This is a genomic window from Kitasatospora sp. NPDC006697 (assembly GCF_042869935.1).
Classification (GTDB): Bacteria; Actinomycetota; Actinomycetes; order Streptomycetales; family Streptomycetaceae; genus Kitasatospora.
On sequence record NZ_JBIAGU010000038.1, the window covers coordinates 1 to 17257 of the forward strand.

At 71.6% G+C, this 17257-nt stretch carries 14 protein-coding genes and 2 pseudogenes; 6 read left to right on the forward strand and 10 right to left on the reverse strand.

All coding sequences use genetic code 11. From position 1 onward, the window contains the following. The 6 genes and pseudogenes from ACFYNO_RS35805 to ACFYNO_RS35830 all read right to left on the reverse strand — a co-directional run. A pseudogene (locus ACFYNO_RS35805) lies at positions 1–193 on the reverse strand (sugar isomerase); the annotation flags it as partial. Positions 194–383: 190 nt separating this feature from the next. Further along, positions 384–2369: a ricin-type beta-trefoil lectin domain protein gene (locus ACFYNO_RS35810; RefSeq protein ID WP_388021728.1), complete on the reverse strand. Its 1986-nt coding sequence runs from the start codon at positions 2367–2369 to the stop codon at positions 384–386. Positions 2370–2970: 601 nt separating this feature from the next. Beyond that, positions 2971–4953: an acetate--CoA ligase gene (gene acs / locus ACFYNO_RS35815; RefSeq protein ID WP_388021729.1), complete on the reverse strand. Its 1983-nt coding sequence runs from the start codon at positions 4951–4953 to the stop codon at positions 2971–2973. A 208-nt stretch (positions 4954–5161) separates the two neighbouring features. Next, positions 5162–5947: a DeoR/GlpR family DNA-binding transcription regulator gene (locus tag ACFYNO_RS35820; protein ID WP_388021730.1), complete on the reverse strand. Its 786-nt coding sequence runs from the start codon at positions 5945–5947 to the stop codon at positions 5162–5164. A gap of 265 nt (positions 5948–6212) precedes the next feature. Further along, positions 6213–6644, reverse strand: a complete 432-nt coding sequence (locus ACFYNO_RS35825) for a discoidin domain-containing protein (protein WP_388021848.1) — start codon at positions 6642–6644, stop codon at positions 6213–6215. A gap of 15 nt (positions 6645–6659) precedes the next feature. Continuing rightward, positions 6660–8708: pseudogene (locus ACFYNO_RS35830) on the reverse strand (phosphocholine-specific phospholipase C); the annotation flags it as partial. Positions 8709–9091: 383 nt separating this feature from the next. On the opposite strand from ACFYNO_RS35830, the gene ACFYNO_RS35835 reads away from it, so the two are divergent. The 5 genes from ACFYNO_RS35835 (at position 9092) to ACFYNO_RS35855 (ending at position 12019) form a co-directional block, all read left to right on the forward strand. After that, on the forward strand, positions 9092–9562 hold the full coding sequence (locus tag ACFYNO_RS35835; RefSeq protein ID WP_388021731.1) for a hypothetical protein: 471 nt from the start codon (positions 9092–9094) through the stop codon (positions 9560–9562). Positions 9563–9958: 396 nt separating this feature from the next. After that, entirely contained in the window at positions 9959–10654 is a 696-nt protein-coding gene (locus tag ACFYNO_RS35840) for a VC0807 family protein (RefSeq protein ID WP_388021732.1), read from the forward strand. Positions 10655–10854: 200 nt separating this feature from the next. Next, positions 10855–11232: a hypothetical protein gene (locus ACFYNO_RS35845; RefSeq protein WP_388021733.1), complete on the forward strand. Its 378-nt coding sequence runs from the start codon at positions 10855–10857 to the stop codon at positions 11230–11232. A 74-nt stretch (positions 11233–11306) separates the two neighbouring features. Next, positions 11307–11798, forward strand: a complete 492-nt coding sequence (locus tag ACFYNO_RS35850) for a DUF2975 domain-containing protein (RefSeq protein ID WP_388021734.1) — start codon at positions 11307–11309, stop codon at positions 11796–11798. Further along, entirely contained in the window at positions 11798–12019 is a 222-nt protein-coding gene (locus ACFYNO_RS35855) for a helix-turn-helix domain-containing protein (protein WP_388021735.1), read from the forward strand. The genes ACFYNO_RS35850 and ACFYNO_RS35855 overlap by 1 nt, the downstream gene beginning before the upstream one ends. Positions 12020–12097: 78 nt before the next feature. Here ACFYNO_RS35855 and ACFYNO_RS35860 read toward each other — a convergent pair whose 3' ends face one another. Together ACFYNO_RS35860 and ACFYNO_RS35865 are read right to left on the reverse strand one after the other, a co-directional pair. Beyond that, the gene (locus tag ACFYNO_RS35860) at positions 12098–12781 is read right to left on the reverse strand and encodes a hypothetical protein (protein ID WP_388021737.1); all 684 of its coding nucleotides are present in this window, start codon (positions 12779–12781) and stop codon (positions 12098–12100) included. A gap of 483 nt (positions 12782–13264) precedes the next feature. Further along, positions 13265–13657: a hypothetical protein gene (locus ACFYNO_RS35865; RefSeq protein ID WP_388021739.1), complete on the reverse strand. Its 393-nt coding sequence runs from the start codon at positions 13655–13657 to the stop codon at positions 13265–13267. Between the two features lie 138 nt (positions 13658–13795). Between ACFYNO_RS35865 and ACFYNO_RS35870 the strand changes: the two genes are divergently transcribed. Continuing rightward, positions 13796–14767: an NAD-dependent epimerase/dehydratase family protein gene (locus ACFYNO_RS35870; RefSeq protein ID WP_388021741.1), complete on the forward strand. Its 972-nt coding sequence runs from the start codon at positions 13796–13798 to the stop codon at positions 14765–14767. 23 nt (positions 14768–14790) lie between these two features. Here the strand turns inward: ACFYNO_RS35870 and ACFYNO_RS35875 are convergent, their stop codons facing one another. Both ACFYNO_RS35875 and ACFYNO_RS35880 read right to left on the reverse strand, forming a co-directional pair. Further along, positions 14791–16029, reverse strand: a complete 1239-nt coding sequence (locus tag ACFYNO_RS35875) for an ATP-grasp domain-containing protein (RefSeq protein WP_388021743.1) — start codon at positions 16027–16029, stop codon at positions 14791–14793. 11 nt (positions 16030–16040) lie between these two features. Continuing rightward, complete coding sequence (locus tag ACFYNO_RS35880) at positions 16041–17249, reverse strand: hypothetical protein (protein WP_388021745.1); 1209 nt, start codon at positions 17247–17249, stop codon at positions 16041–16043. Positions 17250–17257 lie beyond the last annotated feature (8 nt).

Genomic DNA, 17257 nt, shown 5'->3' on the forward strand with positions numbered 1-17257 from the left:
CGAACGCGTCGGTCTCGCCCTGGCCGGAGCCCTCGCGCAGCACGGCGTAGGCCTGCGCGATGTAGAGCGAGGTGCCGCAGCCGACGACGGCCACGTGCTCGCCCGGCTTCGGGAGTCCGGCCGGGTCCAGGGCCATCGCCGTGCGCCAGCAGTCCGGCTGGCTGGCGATCTCGGTGGTGACATGGGTGGTCATGGGGTGGTCCTTCCATGACAGCCGCGAGCGCGGCCATGAGTGAATGTGCACTATTTATAGATGATCCGAGCAACATTGAGCAATCCTGCTCAGGATTCGGGCATCATGGGCTGTGGACGCCGCCGGGAGACGCAAAAGCCACCACCCGCGGCGCGTTCCCGCGGGTGGTGGCGTGTGCCGTCCGGGTGGGTCAGGAGGCCGGCGGTGTGCTGAAGGGAGCGGCCCAGGTCTGGTTGGTCTGGATCGAGCCGGGCGCGGCGCCGCAGCTGTACAGGTCCACCGGGGTGCCGCTGGTGGTGGTCGAACCACCGTAGACATCAAGGCACTTGGTGGTACCGGAGAGCTTCAGGTTGCCGTCCCGGTTGTAGCTCCAGGTCTGGAAGCCGGGGGCCGAGCCGCAGGCGGCGAGGCCGGCCCACTGGCCCTGCTGGCCGTTGATGACGCCGGCGCTGCTGGAACTCTGCGCGGTCAGGCAGAGGTTGGAGGCACCGGACTGGAGCGACTGGACGGAGCCGTCGGCGTTCAGCTGCCACTGCTGGTTGGACCCGCCGCTGCAGGGATAGAGGTCCAGCGCGGTGTTGGTGGTGCGGGACTGGTAGTTGTCCAGACAGAGCGACTCCTTGCCCCAGTTGTCCCGGGAGGCGGTGATCTGGCCGCGCGGGACGGCGGTGGAGCCGCTCGGCGGGGTGATCCGGAGCATCGCGCTGTCGTGCGAGGCGATGGTCAGCGGGACGGTGCCGGTGGAGGTGCTGGTGCTGTGCGCCCACAGGTCCCGGACGGTGAAGTTCGCGCCGCCGCCGGTGGTGAAGCCCAGGGCGTTCAGGTCCAGCGTGTAATTCGCGCTCGCGGCGCCCTTGTTGGTGACGACCACGGCCCGGCTGCCGTCGGCCAGCGGCTTGACCACCACGTCGATGCCGCTGCTCGCGGCCGGCGTGCCGTCGGCGTTGGCCGCGCCGCCCGAGACGCGGTAGCCGCCCGCGCCCAGCGAGTCCTGGTCCACGGCGATGACCTCGGAGTTGCCCAGGATCGCCACCGAGGCGTTCAGGTGGGCGGCCTCGGCCGGGTGGGCGCTGATGTAGGAGGGCTCGAACTTGCGGGCGTCGGTGGAGATCACCAACGGCGCGGCCAGCGCCGAGAAGAGCGACATCTGGCTGCGCTCCTCGGCGGTCGTCATGCCGTTGTCGCCGATCAGCAGCATGTCCGGGTTGCTCCAGTTGCCCGGGCCCTGGTAGCGGCTGAGCTCCACGGTGTTGTCGAAGCTCTGGTAGGCGCCGAAGTTGTAGCCGCCGCTGGGCAGCGCCTGGTTCCACGGGTCCTTGCCGTCACCGTAGTTCCAGATGTCCGGGCCGACCCGCCAGAGCTGGCCGAGCGGGCGCACCCAGTTCATCGAGGCGAACTTCGCGGAGCCGTTGCCGTACCCGGCCGGTGCGGAGATGTCGAAGCTGACGTTCGGCCGGGCGGTGCCGGCCGCGTTGGAGTTGGCGACGGCGGTGGCCAGGTCGCCGGACATCCGGGTGTCCAGCGTCTGGACCGGCTCCGCGTCGCCGCAGTTGTCGTACTTGAGCTGGTCGACGCCCCAGTAGACGAAGGAGTTGGCGTCGGCCTGCTCGTGGTACTCGCTGCCGTTGGCCAGGTTCGGCGCGGTGGGGGTGGCGGTCGAGCAGGTGTGGGTGCCGGAGGTCTCGTAGATGCCGAACTTGGCGCCCAGGCTGTGCAGGTAGTTCCCGTAGGCGGTCAGCTCGTAGTCGAAGCCGGGCTGCCTGGTGGCGTCGCGCACGTCGGTCGCGCCGCCCCAGTTGACGGCGCCGTGCAGGTAGCCGGAGCTGTTGCGGTACATCCAGCAGTCGTCGACCGTGACGGTCTTGTAGCCGTCCGCGATCAGGCCGCTGTCGGACAGCGCCTTGGCGTTGTCCTCCATGTACTGCTGGAACGAGTAGCTGATCTGGGGCGAGCCGTCCAGCGGGGCCTGGGGCGTACAGGTGGCCCGGGCCCAGTTGTTGAAGCCCATCGGCGGGGTGGTCAGGATCGGGCCGTTCGAGCTGGCCGAGGCGGTGTAGTTGGTCGCCGACTGGTTCACGCCGTCGTTCGCCTGGGCGGGGGAGGCGAGGAGCGGACTCGCCAGCAGCAGGGCTGCCAGCAGTGCCGGCGTGGCCCGGTAGTGGAGGTGCTTGTGCACGAGGACGCCGTCCTTGGTGTGGGGGATGCTTACAAGTGACAAAAACTGCCACGTTATGAGCAAATCTGCTCACCGATGGGCTGAGTTTGGAGGTCCCGGCGGCCGCCGTCAAGACTCCGAGGTCGGCGAGTTCACCGACGAGCCGTCAGCCGCTGCTCCGGACGGCCGCTGCTGCGTTCGCCGCGAGTCCGCGCGGATCCTCGACCCGGGGAACCGTTCAGCGGAGGGCATGCCGAAAGGGCTGCCGGCGCCGCTTGGTGCGGAGCGGTGCCGGCAGCCTGGCGGTGGCCGCGCCGACCCTCGACGGCGCGCCACCGCGCCCCGGCCGTCCCCGGCAGGGTGGGCCGCCACGTCCTCGTGGCGGCCCGGTGCGGTTTGCCGGGGACGGGCGGGTGACTGTGGGGGAGGGGAGGTGGTCCGGTACGGCCGGCGCACGGGGCGCGGGCCGCACCGGTGGAGGGTCGGCCACCCCTCAATGGCCACCCTCCGCGTCCCGCCCGGCAACCGGGACCTGGCCGTCGCATGGCTCAAGGCGGCCCCGGTGCGGGCGGGAGTCGGGGGACGGTGGCCAGCCCCGCCGGCCACCGTCCGGTCCGGTGGGTCAGTTCTCGGTGGTGTTGTGGGGGAGTTGGGACTGGATGAGGTTCATGACGGAGGAGTCGGCGAGGGTGGTGGTGTCGCCGACTTCGCGGCCTTCGGCGATGTCGCGCAGGAGGCGGCGCATGATCTTGCCGGAGCGGGTCTTGGGGAGTTCGCTGACGACCTTGATCTGCTTGGGTTTGGCGATGGGGCCGAGGGTCTTGCCGACGTGGTTGCGCAGGTCGGCGATGAGGTCTTCGCTCTCGGTGGCGGTGCCGCGCAGGATGACGAAGGCGACGATGGCCTGGCCGGTGGTGGCGTCGGTGGCGCCGACCACGGCGGACTCGGCCACGGAGGGGTGGCCGACGAGGGCGGATTCGACCTCGGTGGTGGAGATGTTGTGGCCGGAGACGAGCATGACGTCGTCGACGCGGCCGAGGAGCCAGATGTCGCCGTCCTCGTCCTTCTTGGCGCCGTCGCCGGCGAAGTAGCGCCAGTTCGGGTCGGCCGGGTCGTGGCCGTGGCCGAAGCGGGACCAGTAGGTGTCGAGGTAGCGCTGGTCGTCGCCCCAGATGGTGCGCAGCATGGAGGGCCAGGGTTCGGTGAGGACGAGGTAGCCGCCGGAGCCATTGGGGACTTCGGTGCCGTTGTCGTCGACGACGGTGGCGGCGATGCCGGGCAGGGCGCGCTGGGCGGAGCCGGGTTTGGTGGCGGTGACGCCGGGCAGGGGGCTGATCATCATCGAGCCGGTCTCGGTCTGCCACCAGGTGTCGACGATGGGGGCGTTGCCGTGGCCGATGTGCTCGCGGTACCAGATCCAGGCTTCGGGGTTGATCGGCTCGCCGACGCTGCCGAGCACCCGCAGGCTCGAGAGGTCGAACTTGGCGGGGATGTCGTCGCCCCACTTCATGAAGGTGCGGATCGCGGTGGGGGCGGTGTAGAGGATGGTGACGCCGTACTTCTGGACGATCTCCCAGAAGCGGCCCTGGTGGGGGGTGTCGGGGGTGCCCTCGTAGATCACCTGGGTGGCGCCGTTGGAGAGCGGGCCGTAGACGATGTAGGAGTGGCCGGTCACCCAGCCGATGTCGGCGGTGCACCAGTAGACGTCGGACTCGGGCTTGAGGTCGAAGACGGCGTGGTGGGTGTAGGAGGCCTGGGTCAGGTAGCCGCCGGAGGTGTGCAGGATGCCCTTGGGCTTGCCGGTGGTGCCGGAGGTGTAGAGGATGAACAGCGGCTGCTCGGCGTCGTGGGCCTGGGGTGTGTGCTCGGTGCTCTGGCGTTCGGTGATCTCGTGCCACCAGACGTCGCGGCCCTGGGTGAAGGCGGTGTCCTGGCCGGTGCGGCGCACGACCAGGACGTGCTCGACGCCGTCGACCTTGGTCAGGGCCTCGTCGATGGCGGGCTTGAGGGCGGAGGGCTTGCCGCGGCGGTAGCCGCCGTCGGCGGTGATCACCAGTTTGGCGTCGGCGTCCTGGATGCGGGAGGCGACGGCGTCGGCGGAGAAGCCGCCGAAGACCACGGAGTGGGCGGCGCCGATCCGGGCGCAGGCGAGCATCGCCACCACGGCCTCGGGGATCATCGGCAGGTAGACCGCGACCCGGTCGCCCTTGCGCACGCCGAGTTCCAGCAGCGCGTTGGCGGCGCGGGAGACCTCGTCCTTGAGCTGCGCGTAGGTGATCGAGCGGCTGTCGCCCGGCTCGCCTTCGAAGTGGATGGCGACCCGGTCGCCGTTGCCCGCCTCGACGTGCCGGTCCACGCAGTTGTAGGCGACGTTGAGCGTGCCGTCGGCGAACCATTGGGCGAAGGGCGGGTTCGACCAGTCCAGCGTCTGGGTCGGCTCGACGGCCCAGGTGAGGCGCCGGGCCTGCTCGGCCCAGAAGCCGAGGCGGTCCTCGGACGCCTGGGCGTACGCGGCCTCGGTGACGTTGGCGGCCGCGGCGAGGTCTGCGGGCGGAGCGAAACGCCGCTCCTCCTTGAGCAGATTGGCCAGGCTCTCGTTGCTCAACGCGAACTCCTCGACGGTGCAGGACGGTCCCCGAAATGCTTGAACGCGCACAATGTATCGCAGGTTCGAGCATCTTTGAGCATCGACTGTGCAGGAAAGCTCAGCGAGGGCTCTCCCGATGCCGGACCCGGTCCGGCAACGCTGAAGCCGCGCCGATGCGGGAACGCACCGGCGCGGCTTCAGCGGGTCCAGGCGGCGCAGGGTCGGGTCAGACGCAGACCACGTCCACGCCCTTGGCGCTGAACGCCTCGACCAGCTCCTCCGACGCGTCCGTGTCGGTGACCAGGACCGCGATCTCCTCCACCGGACAGACCTGGGCGAAGGCGCGGTGCCCGAGCTTGGTGGAGTCGGCCACCACGATCACCTTCTCCGCCCGCTCCGCAAGGAGCCGGTTGACGCTCGCCTCGCCCTCGTCATGCGCGGAGGCGCCGATCCCCGGGTCGATCGCGTTGACACCCAGGATGGTGAAGTCCAGCGAGAGCTCACGCAGGATCACCGGAGCCAGCGGGCCGGTCAGCTCGAAGGAGTTGGGCCGCACCACGCCACCGGTCAGCACGGTCTTGACGTACGGGCGCACCGCGAGCTCGTTGGCGATGTTGACGGCATTGGTCACCACCGTCAGCGAAGGCCCGTCGGCGTGCTCCGCGAGATCCGCGCGCACCGCCAGCTCGCGGGCCACCTCCGAGGCGGTGGTGCCGCCGTTGAGGCCCACCACGGCACCCGGCGGGACCATCCGGGCCGCGGCCTGGGCGATCCGCAGCTTCTCGTCCGCCTGCCGCGCCGTCTTGTACCGCAGCGGCAGGTCGTAGTTGACCCCGCTGGGCACCGCGCCGCCGCGGGTACGGGTCAACAGCTGCTGCCGGGAGAGCTCGTCCAGGTCGCGCCGCACGGTCGCCGTCGACACCTCGAGCAGCTCGGCGGCCTCGATGACCTCCAGCGAGCCCCGTTCGGCCAGGATCGCGAGCAGCCGGGCCCACCGCTCACGCGTGGCCATCAGGGCTCCCTTCGTTCTTGATCGCCTGTGATCGATCAAAGCCTAGCCAACACCGATCCGACCCGGAGGCGCGGCTGGAGTGGCAGGAGAAGGGGCGGTTCACGCGGTTCGAACAGTGCCTGGGACCGGGTGGGCCCCCGGGCGGCGGCCCTGCCGACCGCGCGGCCGCCGCCCGGGAGAGACCTCTCCGCCGGCGAAGCCGTCGGCGTGCGCTACGGCCCGAGCCTGCTGGTCGATCTCCACAGCGCCCACCAACGGGCCTGTGTCAGCTGTTCGGGCCCAGGACCCGGATCTCGGCCGCGGACGTCCACGGGCCGCGGTTGCCGGCCTCGCTCAGGGCCCGCAGGCGGACGTACCGGGCGGTGACCGGCGCGAAGTCGACGCGCTTGGAGGAGGCGTCGTCCGCCCAGGTCCCCGAGGCGACCGGGGCGCTCCAGGTGGTGTTGTCCGCGCTCACGGAGATCTCGTACCGGCCCACGCGGCCGTTGACCCCGCCGTCCTGCCGGGGCAGGTAGGTCAGGCCGCCGGCGGACTTCGACGCGCCCAGGTCGAAGCGGATCTCGTGCGGCAGTGGGGCGGGACCGCTGCTCCCGCTCCAGGCCGTGTGCCAGTACGTCGCCGGCAGGTTGTCCAGCGCGTTGGTGCCGAGCCCGTTCTCGGCGGCCGTCTCCTGGCTGTCGACGTACGTCAGCGTCACGGGCAGGACACCGGTGATCCCGGGGTCGGAGAGACCGGGGGCGCCGGTCTCCACGTGCCCGGCGAGGCGGCGGACGAAGTCGGTGGTGAGGTTGGAGGTGATGGTGACGTCGTACCAGTTGCGGCAGCTGCCGAGCGGCAGCGCCAGCGGCACGCTCGCCCCCGGTGCGACGGTGACCTGCTGCGGGGTGCCCGCATAGGCGTTGGCCACGGTCAGGACGGCCGTGCTGCTGCCGGCGTTGGTGAGGGTGAGGTCCAGGTTGCCGGTGGCCGCGTTGTGGCGGACCGTCACCTCCGGGCCGGCGGTGGTGCCGGGGTTGCGGAAGCGGCGCAGGAACCCGTTCGGGCCGTGCACGGTGAGGTCGGTGACACCGCCCGAGTACGAGCTGCTCCAGGTGTCCGTGAGGGACTTGCCGGCCTCCGTGGTGTACGTCCAGGGCCCGTCGGTGCGGTTCGGCGAGGTGACGAGGAACTGCGCGCCGGCGGACGGACCCGCGCTGAAGGTCAGGCCGTACCTCCCGGTGCCGGGGTTGGCCGAACCGTCTACGTAGGGCGCGTACTTGAGCGGCCGGGTGGGCTTGCTGCCCGGTTCCTGGGCGGGTTGGGCGCCGGTGGCGGGCGGGGTGGGGACGTAGTCGGGGTGGCGGTTGGCGTCCGGAGGCCGGTAGGCCGCGGTGGACGGCAGGGTGGCGGGCGTCGGGCTGGAGGCGGTGAAGTCGAAGGCGGAGGTCAGGTCGCCGCAGACGGCCCGGCGCCAGGGCGAGATGTTCGGCTCCCGGACGCCGAACCGGGTCTCCATGAAGCGGATGACCGAGGTGTGGTCGAAGGTCTCCGAGCAGGTGTAGCCGCCGGTGCTCCACGGCGAGACGACCAGCATCGGCACCCGCACACCGAGACCGTACGCGCCCGCCCCGTAGGCGGAGTTGCCCGCGAAGTAGTCCAGGCCCGTGTCCACCGTCGACAGGCCCTGGTTGGGGTTGGCGGGCGGGAAGGGCGGGACGACGTGGTCGAAGAACCCGTCGTTCTCGTCGTAGGTGATGAACAGCGCGGTCCGCGCCCAGACCTCCGGGTTCGAGGTGAGCGCGTCGAGGGCCTGCGAGACGTACCAGGCGCCGTAGTTGGCGGGCCAGTTGGGGTGCTCGGTGTAGGCCTCCGGGGCCACGATCCAGGAGACCTGGGGCAGCGTGCCGGCCTGCACGTCGGCCCTCAGCCGGTCGAAGAGCCCGCCGCCGTTCTTGATGTCGGTGCCGGTGCGGGCCCGGTCGTAGAGCGGGTTGCCGGGCTGGGCGTTGCGGTAGTTGTTGAAGTAGAGCAGGGCGTTGTCGCCGTAGGTGCCGCGGTACGCGTCGCTGATCCAGCCCCAGCCGCCGGCCGCGTCCAGGCCGTCGCCGATGTCCTGGTAGACCCTCCAGGAGACGCCCGCCTGCTGCAGCCGCTCGGGATAGGTGGTCCAGCCGTAGCCGGCCTCCTGATTGCCGAGCACCGGGCCGCCGCCGGTGCCGTCGTTGCCGACGCACCCGCTCCACAGGTAGAAGCGGTTCGGGTCGGTCGAGCTCAGCAGCGAACAGTGGTAGGCGTCGCAGAGCGTGAAGGCGTCGGCGAGCGCGTAGTGGAACGGGATGTCCTGGCGGGTCAGGTAGGCCATCGCGGTGGCCGACTTGGCGGGCACCCACTGGTCGTACCTGCCGTTGTTGAAGGCCTGGTGGGTCCCGGCCCAGTCGTGATTGAGGTCCTGGACGAACTGCAGGCCCAGGGTGTCGACCTGCGGGCGGAACGGCAGCACCTCGGTGCCCGACGAACTCGCCTGGTGCCAGACGGACTTGCCGCTGGGCAGGGTGACCGGGCGCGGGTCGCCGAAGCCGCGCACGCCCTTCATCGACCCGAAGTAGTGGTCGAAGGAGCGGTTCTCCTGCATCAGCACCACGATGTGCTGGACGTCCTGGATGGTGCCGGTGGTGCCCTGCGGCGCGATGGCGGCGGCCCGCGCGATGCTCTGCGCCAGGGTGGAGAATGCCACAGTGGCACCGGACAGCTGGAGGAAACGGCGGCGGTTCAGCTCTGCCATGGGGGATGACCTTTGGACACGGGGGTGGGGGAGCCGGCCTTGACGAGAGCCGGTGGGTGCGCGCAGAAACGGTGCATCGCGAGTGATTGCTTTTGCTCTAAAGACGGCAGCCTGAATCACCTATGGGCAAATCTGCGGGGAGGCTGTGCCTGCTGTCAAGGGCTCGTCGAGGCCGGGGCCCACCTGGGTCCGGGTCGCCCGTCGCGGCCTCCGAAGGCGGCAGGTCACGCACCGTCAGAGACCGCTGCCGGCGGCTCGGCTCCTTCGGCGGGGGCGCGACTGCGGCGGTTCCCGGCCGATGCGCCGTCACCCCCGCGACCCTTCCGTACCGCAACAGCCTGGGCTAGCCTGCGGGCACACCACTTCGCCAGGGGGAGGCAACAGTGTCCAGGATCCGTTCCGTCATCGCCTGCGCCGTGCTCGCGCTCGGGACCGTCACCGTCGGCGCCGCCACGGCTGACCGGGCCTCAGCCGACAGCTGCACCACCATCGGCTCGGCCGGCACCATGTCCTTGCACGGGACCGTCCTCGGCCACGTCTACCAGATCTACTGCTCCGGCTCGCGCACCGTGCACGGCCGCTGGATCGCCGACGGCACCGTCACCGGCCCGTTCTCCGTCGACGTCTACGTGCAGGGCCCCACCGGCGCCCAGCAGTGGTCCGGCTGGACCGGCTCCGGCTACCTGGACGGCCCGTCGATGAGCATCGACGCCGTCCCCAACCAGTACGACAAGACCTTCACCGCCAACATCAAGATCGTCGCGGGTTCCTGCAACGGCGCCTACTCCTCGTCCAGCTGGCACAACTACGCCAACGGGGCCGACTCGAACATGAGCGGCTTCGCGCGCTGCTGACGCGGCCGCCGCTCTGCCGCTCTGCCGCTCTGCCGCTCTGCCGCTCTGCCGCTCTGCCGCTCGCGGAGCCTGTACCACAACAGCGGCCGGTCGGAGCCCAAGGGCATTGCCCCGGGCGGCGGAACGAGAGCGGGCTGGTCCTCGGACACTGCTTCCCCCAGTTCGATCGACGGTACGGAATCCCGTCGCCCCGTCGACGGACCGCACCTCCGATGGCGTTCTGCCCCTGCCCGCTCCCGCGAACCCTGCCGGCGACCCGTGGTTTAGCCGTCCTCCAGCACGGAATCACCCTGGAGTCCGTGATCCACACCGCCGCCGCGCGGACGGCCCCCAGCCGCCTCGCCCGGACCGGGACCGCCGTGTCCGCAAGGTCACCGGACGCGACCGGAGGACGTCATGACCACGCGCAAGGGCTCGGCTGCGACGGCCTCCAGGATGCCGCCGCAGCCGAGCCGCCGCGGTCTCCTGTTCGGCCTCCTCGCGGACATCGTCATCCCGATCGCGTTGTACTACGGCCTGCGTGCCGCCGGCGTCAGCGTCTTCGCCGCCCTGCTGGCCGGCGCCCTCCTGCCGACCCTCACCACGGCCGTGCAGTGGGTGCGCACCCGCAGCCTGGAGGGCATGGCGGGCTTCGTCGCCGGGACCATGCTGCTCGGCCTCGCAGCCGCGCTGGTCAGCGGCAGCCCCCGGTTCATGCTGGCGAAGGACGGGTGGCTGACCGCCGTGGCCGGGCTCTGGTTCCTGATCTCGATCAGGGCCGAGCGCCCGCTGCTCTTCCACGGCGGCCGTCCGCTGCTCGAGGGGCGGTTCCGCTCCGACGGCACCTCCTGGGACGTGCTGTGGGAACGCGAGCCGGCCTTCCGGCGGATCTGGCGGGTCTCGACCGCGATCTGGGGCGTGGCGATGCTGCTCGACGCGGTGGCGCGGGTGGTGATGGCCTACGCCCTGCCGGTGGACCTGGTGCCGGGTCTCGGTGCCCTGCTCTGGCCGGTCACGCTGGTGCTGCTGCAGGTGGTCAACGGTGTCTACTACGAAGTGGCCGGGCTCTGGCGGCTGACCGCCGGCACGACGACGCGCCCGCCGGAAGGCTGAGCGCCCACCCGCTGTCCCCCGGCCACCGACGACGCGGAAGGCGATGCCTACTCTTCCCGCCGTAGCTTTACGCGAGTTTACCAACGGCACCTTGAGTCCGACGGAGCGGTCGATGCACAGTCAACTCGCGCTCACCAGCGCCAACTTGCCTTGTGTGCAAGCAAATTGAGTCCGTACCCGGATCAAGAAGAGGGAGTTCGATGACCAGGTCCGCCGCACGCCTCGCCGCTCCGCTGCTCCTCGCCCTGGCCGCCTTCGGCGCCACTGCCGCCCCGGCCCACGCGGCCACCCCGCTCACCGCGGGTTTCGGGACCGGTGCCTGCACGGACGACGGGCTGTACCCGGGCAAGGTGAACGTGGACGAGTTCGACTGCAGCGCCTGGGCCAGCGGGGGAACCGGCAGCTACACCTACACCTTCAGCGGTGTGGCCAACGCCACCTTCCGCGGCTCCTTCAGCCCCGACGACGGCTGGGGCATCTGCGTCCTGGGCCAGCGCACCACCGTCCAGGTCACTGTGACGGACTCCTCCGGAGCCACCGCGACCGCCCAGACCTCCTTCATCTGCGGCGTGCTCTAGCCGGCCTCGGCGACCCTTGCTCAGCCTATCGATATTCGATAGATTCCCATCGTGGATCGATCGGAGGCTGGGTCTTGGGACGACTGACCGTGCGTGCCCTGCACGCCGTACTCGCCGTGGTGCTCACCGGCAGCGTGCTCGTCCAGGTGTTGATGGTGTGGGCGCTGGTCAGCGGGAAGGACCAGGAGGGCGGCTCGCTCCCGCTGACCGCGCTGCGCGTGATCACGATCCTGGGCATCGGCACGGCCCAGGTCGCCCTGGGCTGCGTCTGGCGGCTGGTGGCGATGGTGCGGCGCGGGACGGTGTTCTCCCACGCCGCCTTCCGCTACGTGGACGGCATCACCGGCGCGATCGTCGCGGCTGCTCTCGCGTGGTTCGCGGTGACCGCCGTGAACGCACCCGGCCAGCGCGACGACCCGGGCGTCACCGGCATCATGTGCGGGATCGGCGTGGCCATCCTGGCCGTCGCGCTCATCGTGCGGGTGCTGCGGATGCTGCTCGCCCAGGCCGTCGCCCGCGATGTCGAAGCGGCCAGGATGCAAGCCGAGCTGGCCACGGTGATCTGATGCCGATCGCCGTCGACATCGACGTGATGCTGGCCAGGCGGAAGATGTCCGTCGGCGAGCTCGCGGACCGGGTGGGGATCACCCCGGCGAACCTGGCGGTGCTCAAGAACGGCCGCGCCAAGGCGGTGCGCTTCGCCACACTCGCCGCGCTCTGCGAGGCGCTCGAGTGCCAGCCGGGCGACCTGCTCCGCTGGGAGGCCGAGGACACCGCCGGCGAATGACCCGCGCCTGTCGGCAGGTCATCGCCGACCCCGGTCGGCCAGGGCCTCCCGGGGCCCCGCCCGCCCGTCCTTCCGCACTCAGCCCTTCAGGGCCTTCGCGGCGATGGCGGCCAGTTGCTGCTCGGCGGCGGCTTCCTTGGGCGCGTTGGTCGGCCCGGCGTCGCGGCGGTCGGCGAGGGCCTCGACGCTGTAGTTGCGGCCTCCCACGGTGAAGACGACCTCCGGGTTCCCGCCGTCGTCGCTGTCCTTGGCCAGGAAGGCGCTGTCGCCGATCCCGGTCAGCGGGGTCCGGGTCAGGCCGGTGGCCGTGGTCACCGTGTTGAACTCGTCGGCGCCGACCTCCGAGACGTCCACGTACGACATCCGGGAGCCCCAGGTGCAGGAGTAGGGCTTCTCGGTGGACGCGCCCTCCGCGAGGATCGGCGTCGAGGCGCCCATGATCCGGGTGACCTGGTCGTTCGTCAGCAGCGAGCACGGGTCGGCGGGCCGGTTCCCGGCGGGCTGCGCGCCCGTGCTGGCGGAGAGCGTCACAGCGGCCTGCGGCTCCGACGGAGCGGCCTGCGGGTCCGACGGGGCGCCGCTCGTCCCGGCGGCCGCCGCCGGGGTAACGGCGCCGCTGGTCGGGGCCGGCCCGGCCTTCGATGAACTGCCCGACGACGAACACCCGGTGAGCGCGAGGCCGGCCAGCACCGCGGCGGCTGCCGCGAGCCGGGCCCGCCGCCCGGTCCGACCGGGCACTGCGGAACGGATGTCAAAGGTCATGGCTGCGTTCCCTCCCATAGGCTGGGCCACTCGAGCCTGCGGACGTGGATCCACCCGGGTGACACACCGGCCCCGGCAGCCTACCCAGCACCTCCGATAGGCGCACAACTCCGTTGCAAAGCTGTCGGCTGACGGTTACTCAGTAACCGCGCCACGGCGGCCGGGGTGGTGGCCGAGTCGACTATCACGATGTCCCGGGACGGGGTGTGGCAGACGCCGCCGGAGCAGGCCTGGCCGAGCGTGACGGTGCGGGTCTCCACCGGGCGCCTCTCGCCGTAGGTCATGGTGACGGTGCCCGGGAGCGCGGGTGTGTTGGCGGAGGCCCACGACAGGGCGGTCAGCCCTGCGTCGGGCAGCGGGGGCCGACGAAGGGCCCCGGGTTCCGCGCCACCGAACCGCTCGCGCGATCGCCCCACCGGCGCCCACTGGCGCCTCCCGGGGCGGGGCGGGGTTCCCGCGCCTGCCCCGCCCCGGGAGGAGGGGTCACTGGTCGGTGTAGCTGAGGTCGCCCACGGTCCAACTGCTGATGTCGGCGATGGCGATGCGGTACATGCCTCCGGTGTGCGGCAGCCCGTAGCTGCCCTGGAGGATACGGGCGACATGCAGGTGCAGATGCGTCGGCCGAGCCGGGTGCGGGGCGCCGTCGCCGGCATCACCGGTGCCGTGGCCGGCGGGGTTCGCGAACAGGGCGGCGAAGGGCTTCAGGTGGTCGGAGGCCGTCAGGACTTCGGCGACCCGCTCGTGCCACAGGCTCTCCGGTGCCAGGCGGCCGGTGATGACGGCGCCCGGGACGACCACGGTCAGGGGCATCTGGTTGCTTAGCTCGGACTCAACCATCTCGGCGATGTCGACGAGCAGGGCATCAGGGTTCGACATGCCCCAGAGGATAGTTCCTGCGACGGCATACGCGCACGGCTGCTCCCGCCGGGGCGTCTCGCGACGCCATCCCGAACCACTCGCACCTCTGCGCCCCGGACCCTGGCCGGGTCGGCGCGAAGCTGCAACGATGGCTCGATGCGCATACTGATCATGGGCGGGACCCGGTTCGTCGGCCTGCACTTCGCCCGGGCCGCGCTCGCCGCCGGGCACGACGTCACCGTGCTGCACCGCGGCAAGTCCGGCCCCGACCTCCTTCCCGACGCCACCCACCTCCTGGCCGACCGCGACGCGGACCTGTCCGCGCTGCGCGGCCTGCGCTGGGACGCCACCGTCGACGTCAGCGCCTACCACCCACGCCAGGTGCGGAGCCTGGCGGCCGCTCTCGACGACCCCGGCGCCGCCGGTCACTACCTGCTGGTCTCCTCCATGGCCGTCTACGACACCCCCGACGCCCCGGGGTACACCGAGGACTCCCCGCTGCTGCCCGCCGACGGCCCCGAGGCCGAGGAGATCACCGCCGACAGCTACGGCGTCCTCAAGGTGCAGTGCGAGCTGGCCGCGCGCCGGTGCTTCGGCCCGGACGTGCTGCTGGTGCGCCCGACCTATGTGATCGGCCCGGAGGACTACACCCACCGCTTCGACCACTGGGTGCAACGGCTCGCCCGGGGCGGCGAAGTGCTGGCCCCGGGGCGGCCCGAGGACCCGCTCCAGGTGGTCGATGCCCGCGACCTCGCCGACTGGATGCTCGCCCTGCTCACCCGCGGCGCATCCGGCGCCTACCACGCCGCGACGCCCCCGACCGGCAGCATGGGCGACATGCTGGAGGCCGTCGCCTCCGCCGTCGCCCCGCCCGGCACCACGCTCACCTGGGTGGCCGACGACTTCCTGCAGGCCCGCGACATCCAGGCCCGGGCGCTGCCGCTGTGGACCACCGACGCCCACTCCCGGGCCACCCGCACCGCCGACCCCGCCGCCGCCCTCGCCACCGGACTCGACCTCCGCCCCATCGCGGACACCGCCCGCGACATCCGGCCCTTCGACCCCTTGCCCGCGGCCCTGACCCCGGAGCAGGAGGCAGCCCTGCTCACCGCCTGGCACCAGCGCTGACCCGTTGCCCGGGGGACGAGCGGTCAGGGGGTGATCTCGTACATCCCCGGGCCGTCCAAGTACCGCACCGTGTTGAGGTCGCGCTGCAGCACGGCCTCCACGGGGTGGCTGAGCTCGAGGGTGACCGGGTACTCGCGGTCGTAGGTGGTGGCGGCGATCCGGCTGCCGGGCTCGACCAGCACGTCGAGGGCGCGGAAGCTCGCCAGCCGCTCGACCTGATCGAGCGCGCGGTAGCGCCGGAGCAGGCCCGAGGACGGGGCGACCAGGGCGGCCCAGGCGAAGGCCTGGCGGCGGTCGTAGGACCGGCCTGCGCGGGTGTGGAAGCGGTCGGGGCGGACGTAGGCGTCGACGGTCCACTCGAGCTGGCCCTCGCCCAGCAGGTCGGCCGTGTAGGAGGGAAGGCCCGAGATCCGGGCGCCGGCCTCGACGAGGCGGGGGCCGTCCGGGGTCAGTTTGATCTCCAGGTGGGCCGGGCCGTAGCGGATGCCGAGGGCCTGCAGCACCCGGCGGCCGTAGGCGAGGAGCTCGTCGACCGGCGGCTCGTCGGAGCGCAGCAGGACCTGGGCGGTCACCAGGTCCCGCACGCCGTTGGCCTGGATCCGCTCGGTGCGCCAGGCGTCGGTCAGGTGGTGCACGCCCGCGCAGCTGACCGTGTTCACGATGTACTCGGCGCCTACCAGGTACTCCTGGGCGACCACCTCGGTGATCGGCTCGCCCAGCAGGGTGCGGCGGGCGAGCAGGCCGCGCAGGGCGGTGGCCGAATCCCGTGGGCGGTCGCAGAAGGAGACGCCGGCGCCCCAGTAGCCGCGCAGCGGCTTGACGACCACGGTGCCGCCCAGCTGCTCGTGCCAGGCGAGGAGTTCGGCTTCGTCGCCGGTGCGCAACTGCCGCATGCCGGGCACGCCGTGGGCCTTGACCGTCTCGATCTGCACGTACTTGTCGCGCCGCGCGGCGCTCAGGGCCGTGCCGTTGGAGGCCAGGCCGAGCCGTGCGGAGAGGGCGTCGGCGAGCTCCACGCCGGTCTCGCGGCCGGGCAGCACGGCCACCGGGTCCAGCGCGGCCAGCTGGTCGGTCAGGAGGTCCAGGTCGCCGTGGTGCACCAGGACGCGGGCGAACGCCCGCTCGTCCACCGGGTCGACTCCGGCCGGTCGGACGGCGGTGCTCCGGACCTGGATCACCTCGCCGCCCACCGCACCGAAGGCGTGGGTGAACTCGAAGGAGGTGCCGAACGCGTCGACGACCGCGACGCGGAATGCTGACATCGGGTGCCCGCCTACCGGTCGGCCGGCGCGGGGCCGGGGTGGGTGAGGTCCTCGCGCAGGGCGAGGAGCCGGTACACCGCGTTGGTGAGCACGTGCCGGACGCTGAACCCGGAGGTGCCGGGGTCCTTGCCGTCCAGGATGTCGTGCTCGCCGCCCTGTTCGCGGATGCCGCGTCGGGTCAGCCCGCTCCGGTCCCCGAACGCCTCGGGCAGCGCGTGCCGGGTGACACCCAGGTGCGCCATCCGGAAGTCAACGAACTTGTCGATCACCCGGACCAGTTGGGCGCGCCCGGCCGGATCGAGCCGCAGCCGGCCGTCGCGCAGGCGCTGCGCGACGTTCGCCCCGCGGCTGGAGTCGCTGCGCCACCGCGCGAGGACGGGCCGGGACCAGGAGGGGAAGTAGGACATCGACTGGTCCAGGAAGACGCCGTACCCCTCGGACGGTGGCAGCAGGGCCAGTTCGAGTAGTTGGACGCTGGGCATGAACGCACCGCTCGCACCGCGCGGGCCGCCGGGATGGCCCATGTGGTACGGGCGGAACCGGTTGAAGGCCTGCTGCGAGAGCCTGCGGTAGGTGGCCATGTACCGGGTGAACTCGGTCAGGCACTCGGCGACCTCGTCCAGCACGGCGGCCGGTCGTTCCACGGCGGGGCAGCCGCCGGTCGCCGGCCGGACCAGCGAACGCAGCCCGTAGGCAGCCGACTTCGCCCATGGCTCGGAGAGGTGGTGGCCGAGGTAGAAGTCCCGTTCGAGGGGCGCGTCCTGACCGGCGGAGAACACCCGGATGTCGCCGCTGCGCCGGTACTCCTCGCAGTTGCCGTCGATCAGGAGCTCGTAGCTCAGATGGGGATCCAGGGCCGGGAACCTGCCGCACTGGGCGGAGATCAGATCGGTCAGCCGGCGGGGTGCGGCCTGCGGCCCCGCGGGCGCGTAGCCGCCGAGCATGAAGAGCAGGTCGAGCTGGGTCAGGCGCGCGGTCCGCTCGTCGTCCTCGGAGAGGCAGAGCGGAGCAGCGACACGGAGTAAGTCCTCCTGCTGGAGGCTGAGTTGGGGGTAGGTCAGGTGACCCGCCGAGAGATCGTGGAGAGCGGCGGGCAGGCCGTGCAGGACGTAGTCGCGAAGCGGCGAACCCGAGCGGCCGGGGTCGGTACCGGGGATGCGGGTGGCGGAGGCCTCATGCCGGGGGTGTACGACGCCGTCGAAGAGCTTGCCGAGGCTCATGTCTGCTC

Excerpts from the sequence above, each read along its gene's own strand:
- ACFYNO_RS35875 (WP_388021743.1), bottom strand. The coding sequence starts at position 16,029 with ATGTCAGCATTCCGCGTCGCGGTCGTCGACGCGTTCGGCACCTCCTTC.
- ACFYNO_RS35880 (WP_388021745.1), bottom strand. The coding sequence starts at position 17,249 with ATGAGCCTCGGCAAGCTCTTCGACGGCGTCGTACACCCCCGGCATGAG.
- ACFYNO_RS35860 (WP_388021737.1), bottom strand. The coding sequence starts at position 12,781 with ATGACCTTTGACATCCGTTCCGCAGTGCCCGGTCGGACCGGGCGGCGG.
- ACFYNO_RS35865 (WP_388021739.1), bottom strand. The coding sequence starts at position 13,657 with ATGTCGAACCCTGATGCCCTGCTCGTCGACATCGCCGAGATGGTTGAG.
- ACFYNO_RS35870 (WP_388021741.1), top strand. The coding sequence starts at position 13,796 with ATGCGCATACTGATCATGGGCGGGACCCGGTTCGTCGGCCTGCACTTC.
- ACFYNO_RS35855 (WP_388021735.1), top strand. The coding sequence starts at position 11,798 with ATGCCGATCGCCGTCGACATCGACGTGATGCTGGCCAGGCGGAAGATG.
- ACFYNO_RS35820 (WP_388021730.1), bottom strand. The coding sequence starts at position 5,947 with ATGGCCACGCGTGAGCGGTGGGCCCGGCTGCTCGCGATCCTGGCCGAA.
- ACFYNO_RS35845 (WP_388021733.1), top strand. The coding sequence starts at position 10,855 with ATGACCAGGTCCGCCGCACGCCTCGCCGCTCCGCTGCTCCTCGCCCTG.
- ACFYNO_RS35840 (WP_388021732.1), top strand. The coding sequence starts at position 9,959 with ATGACCACGCGCAAGGGCTCGGCTGCGACGGCCTCCAGGATGCCGCCG.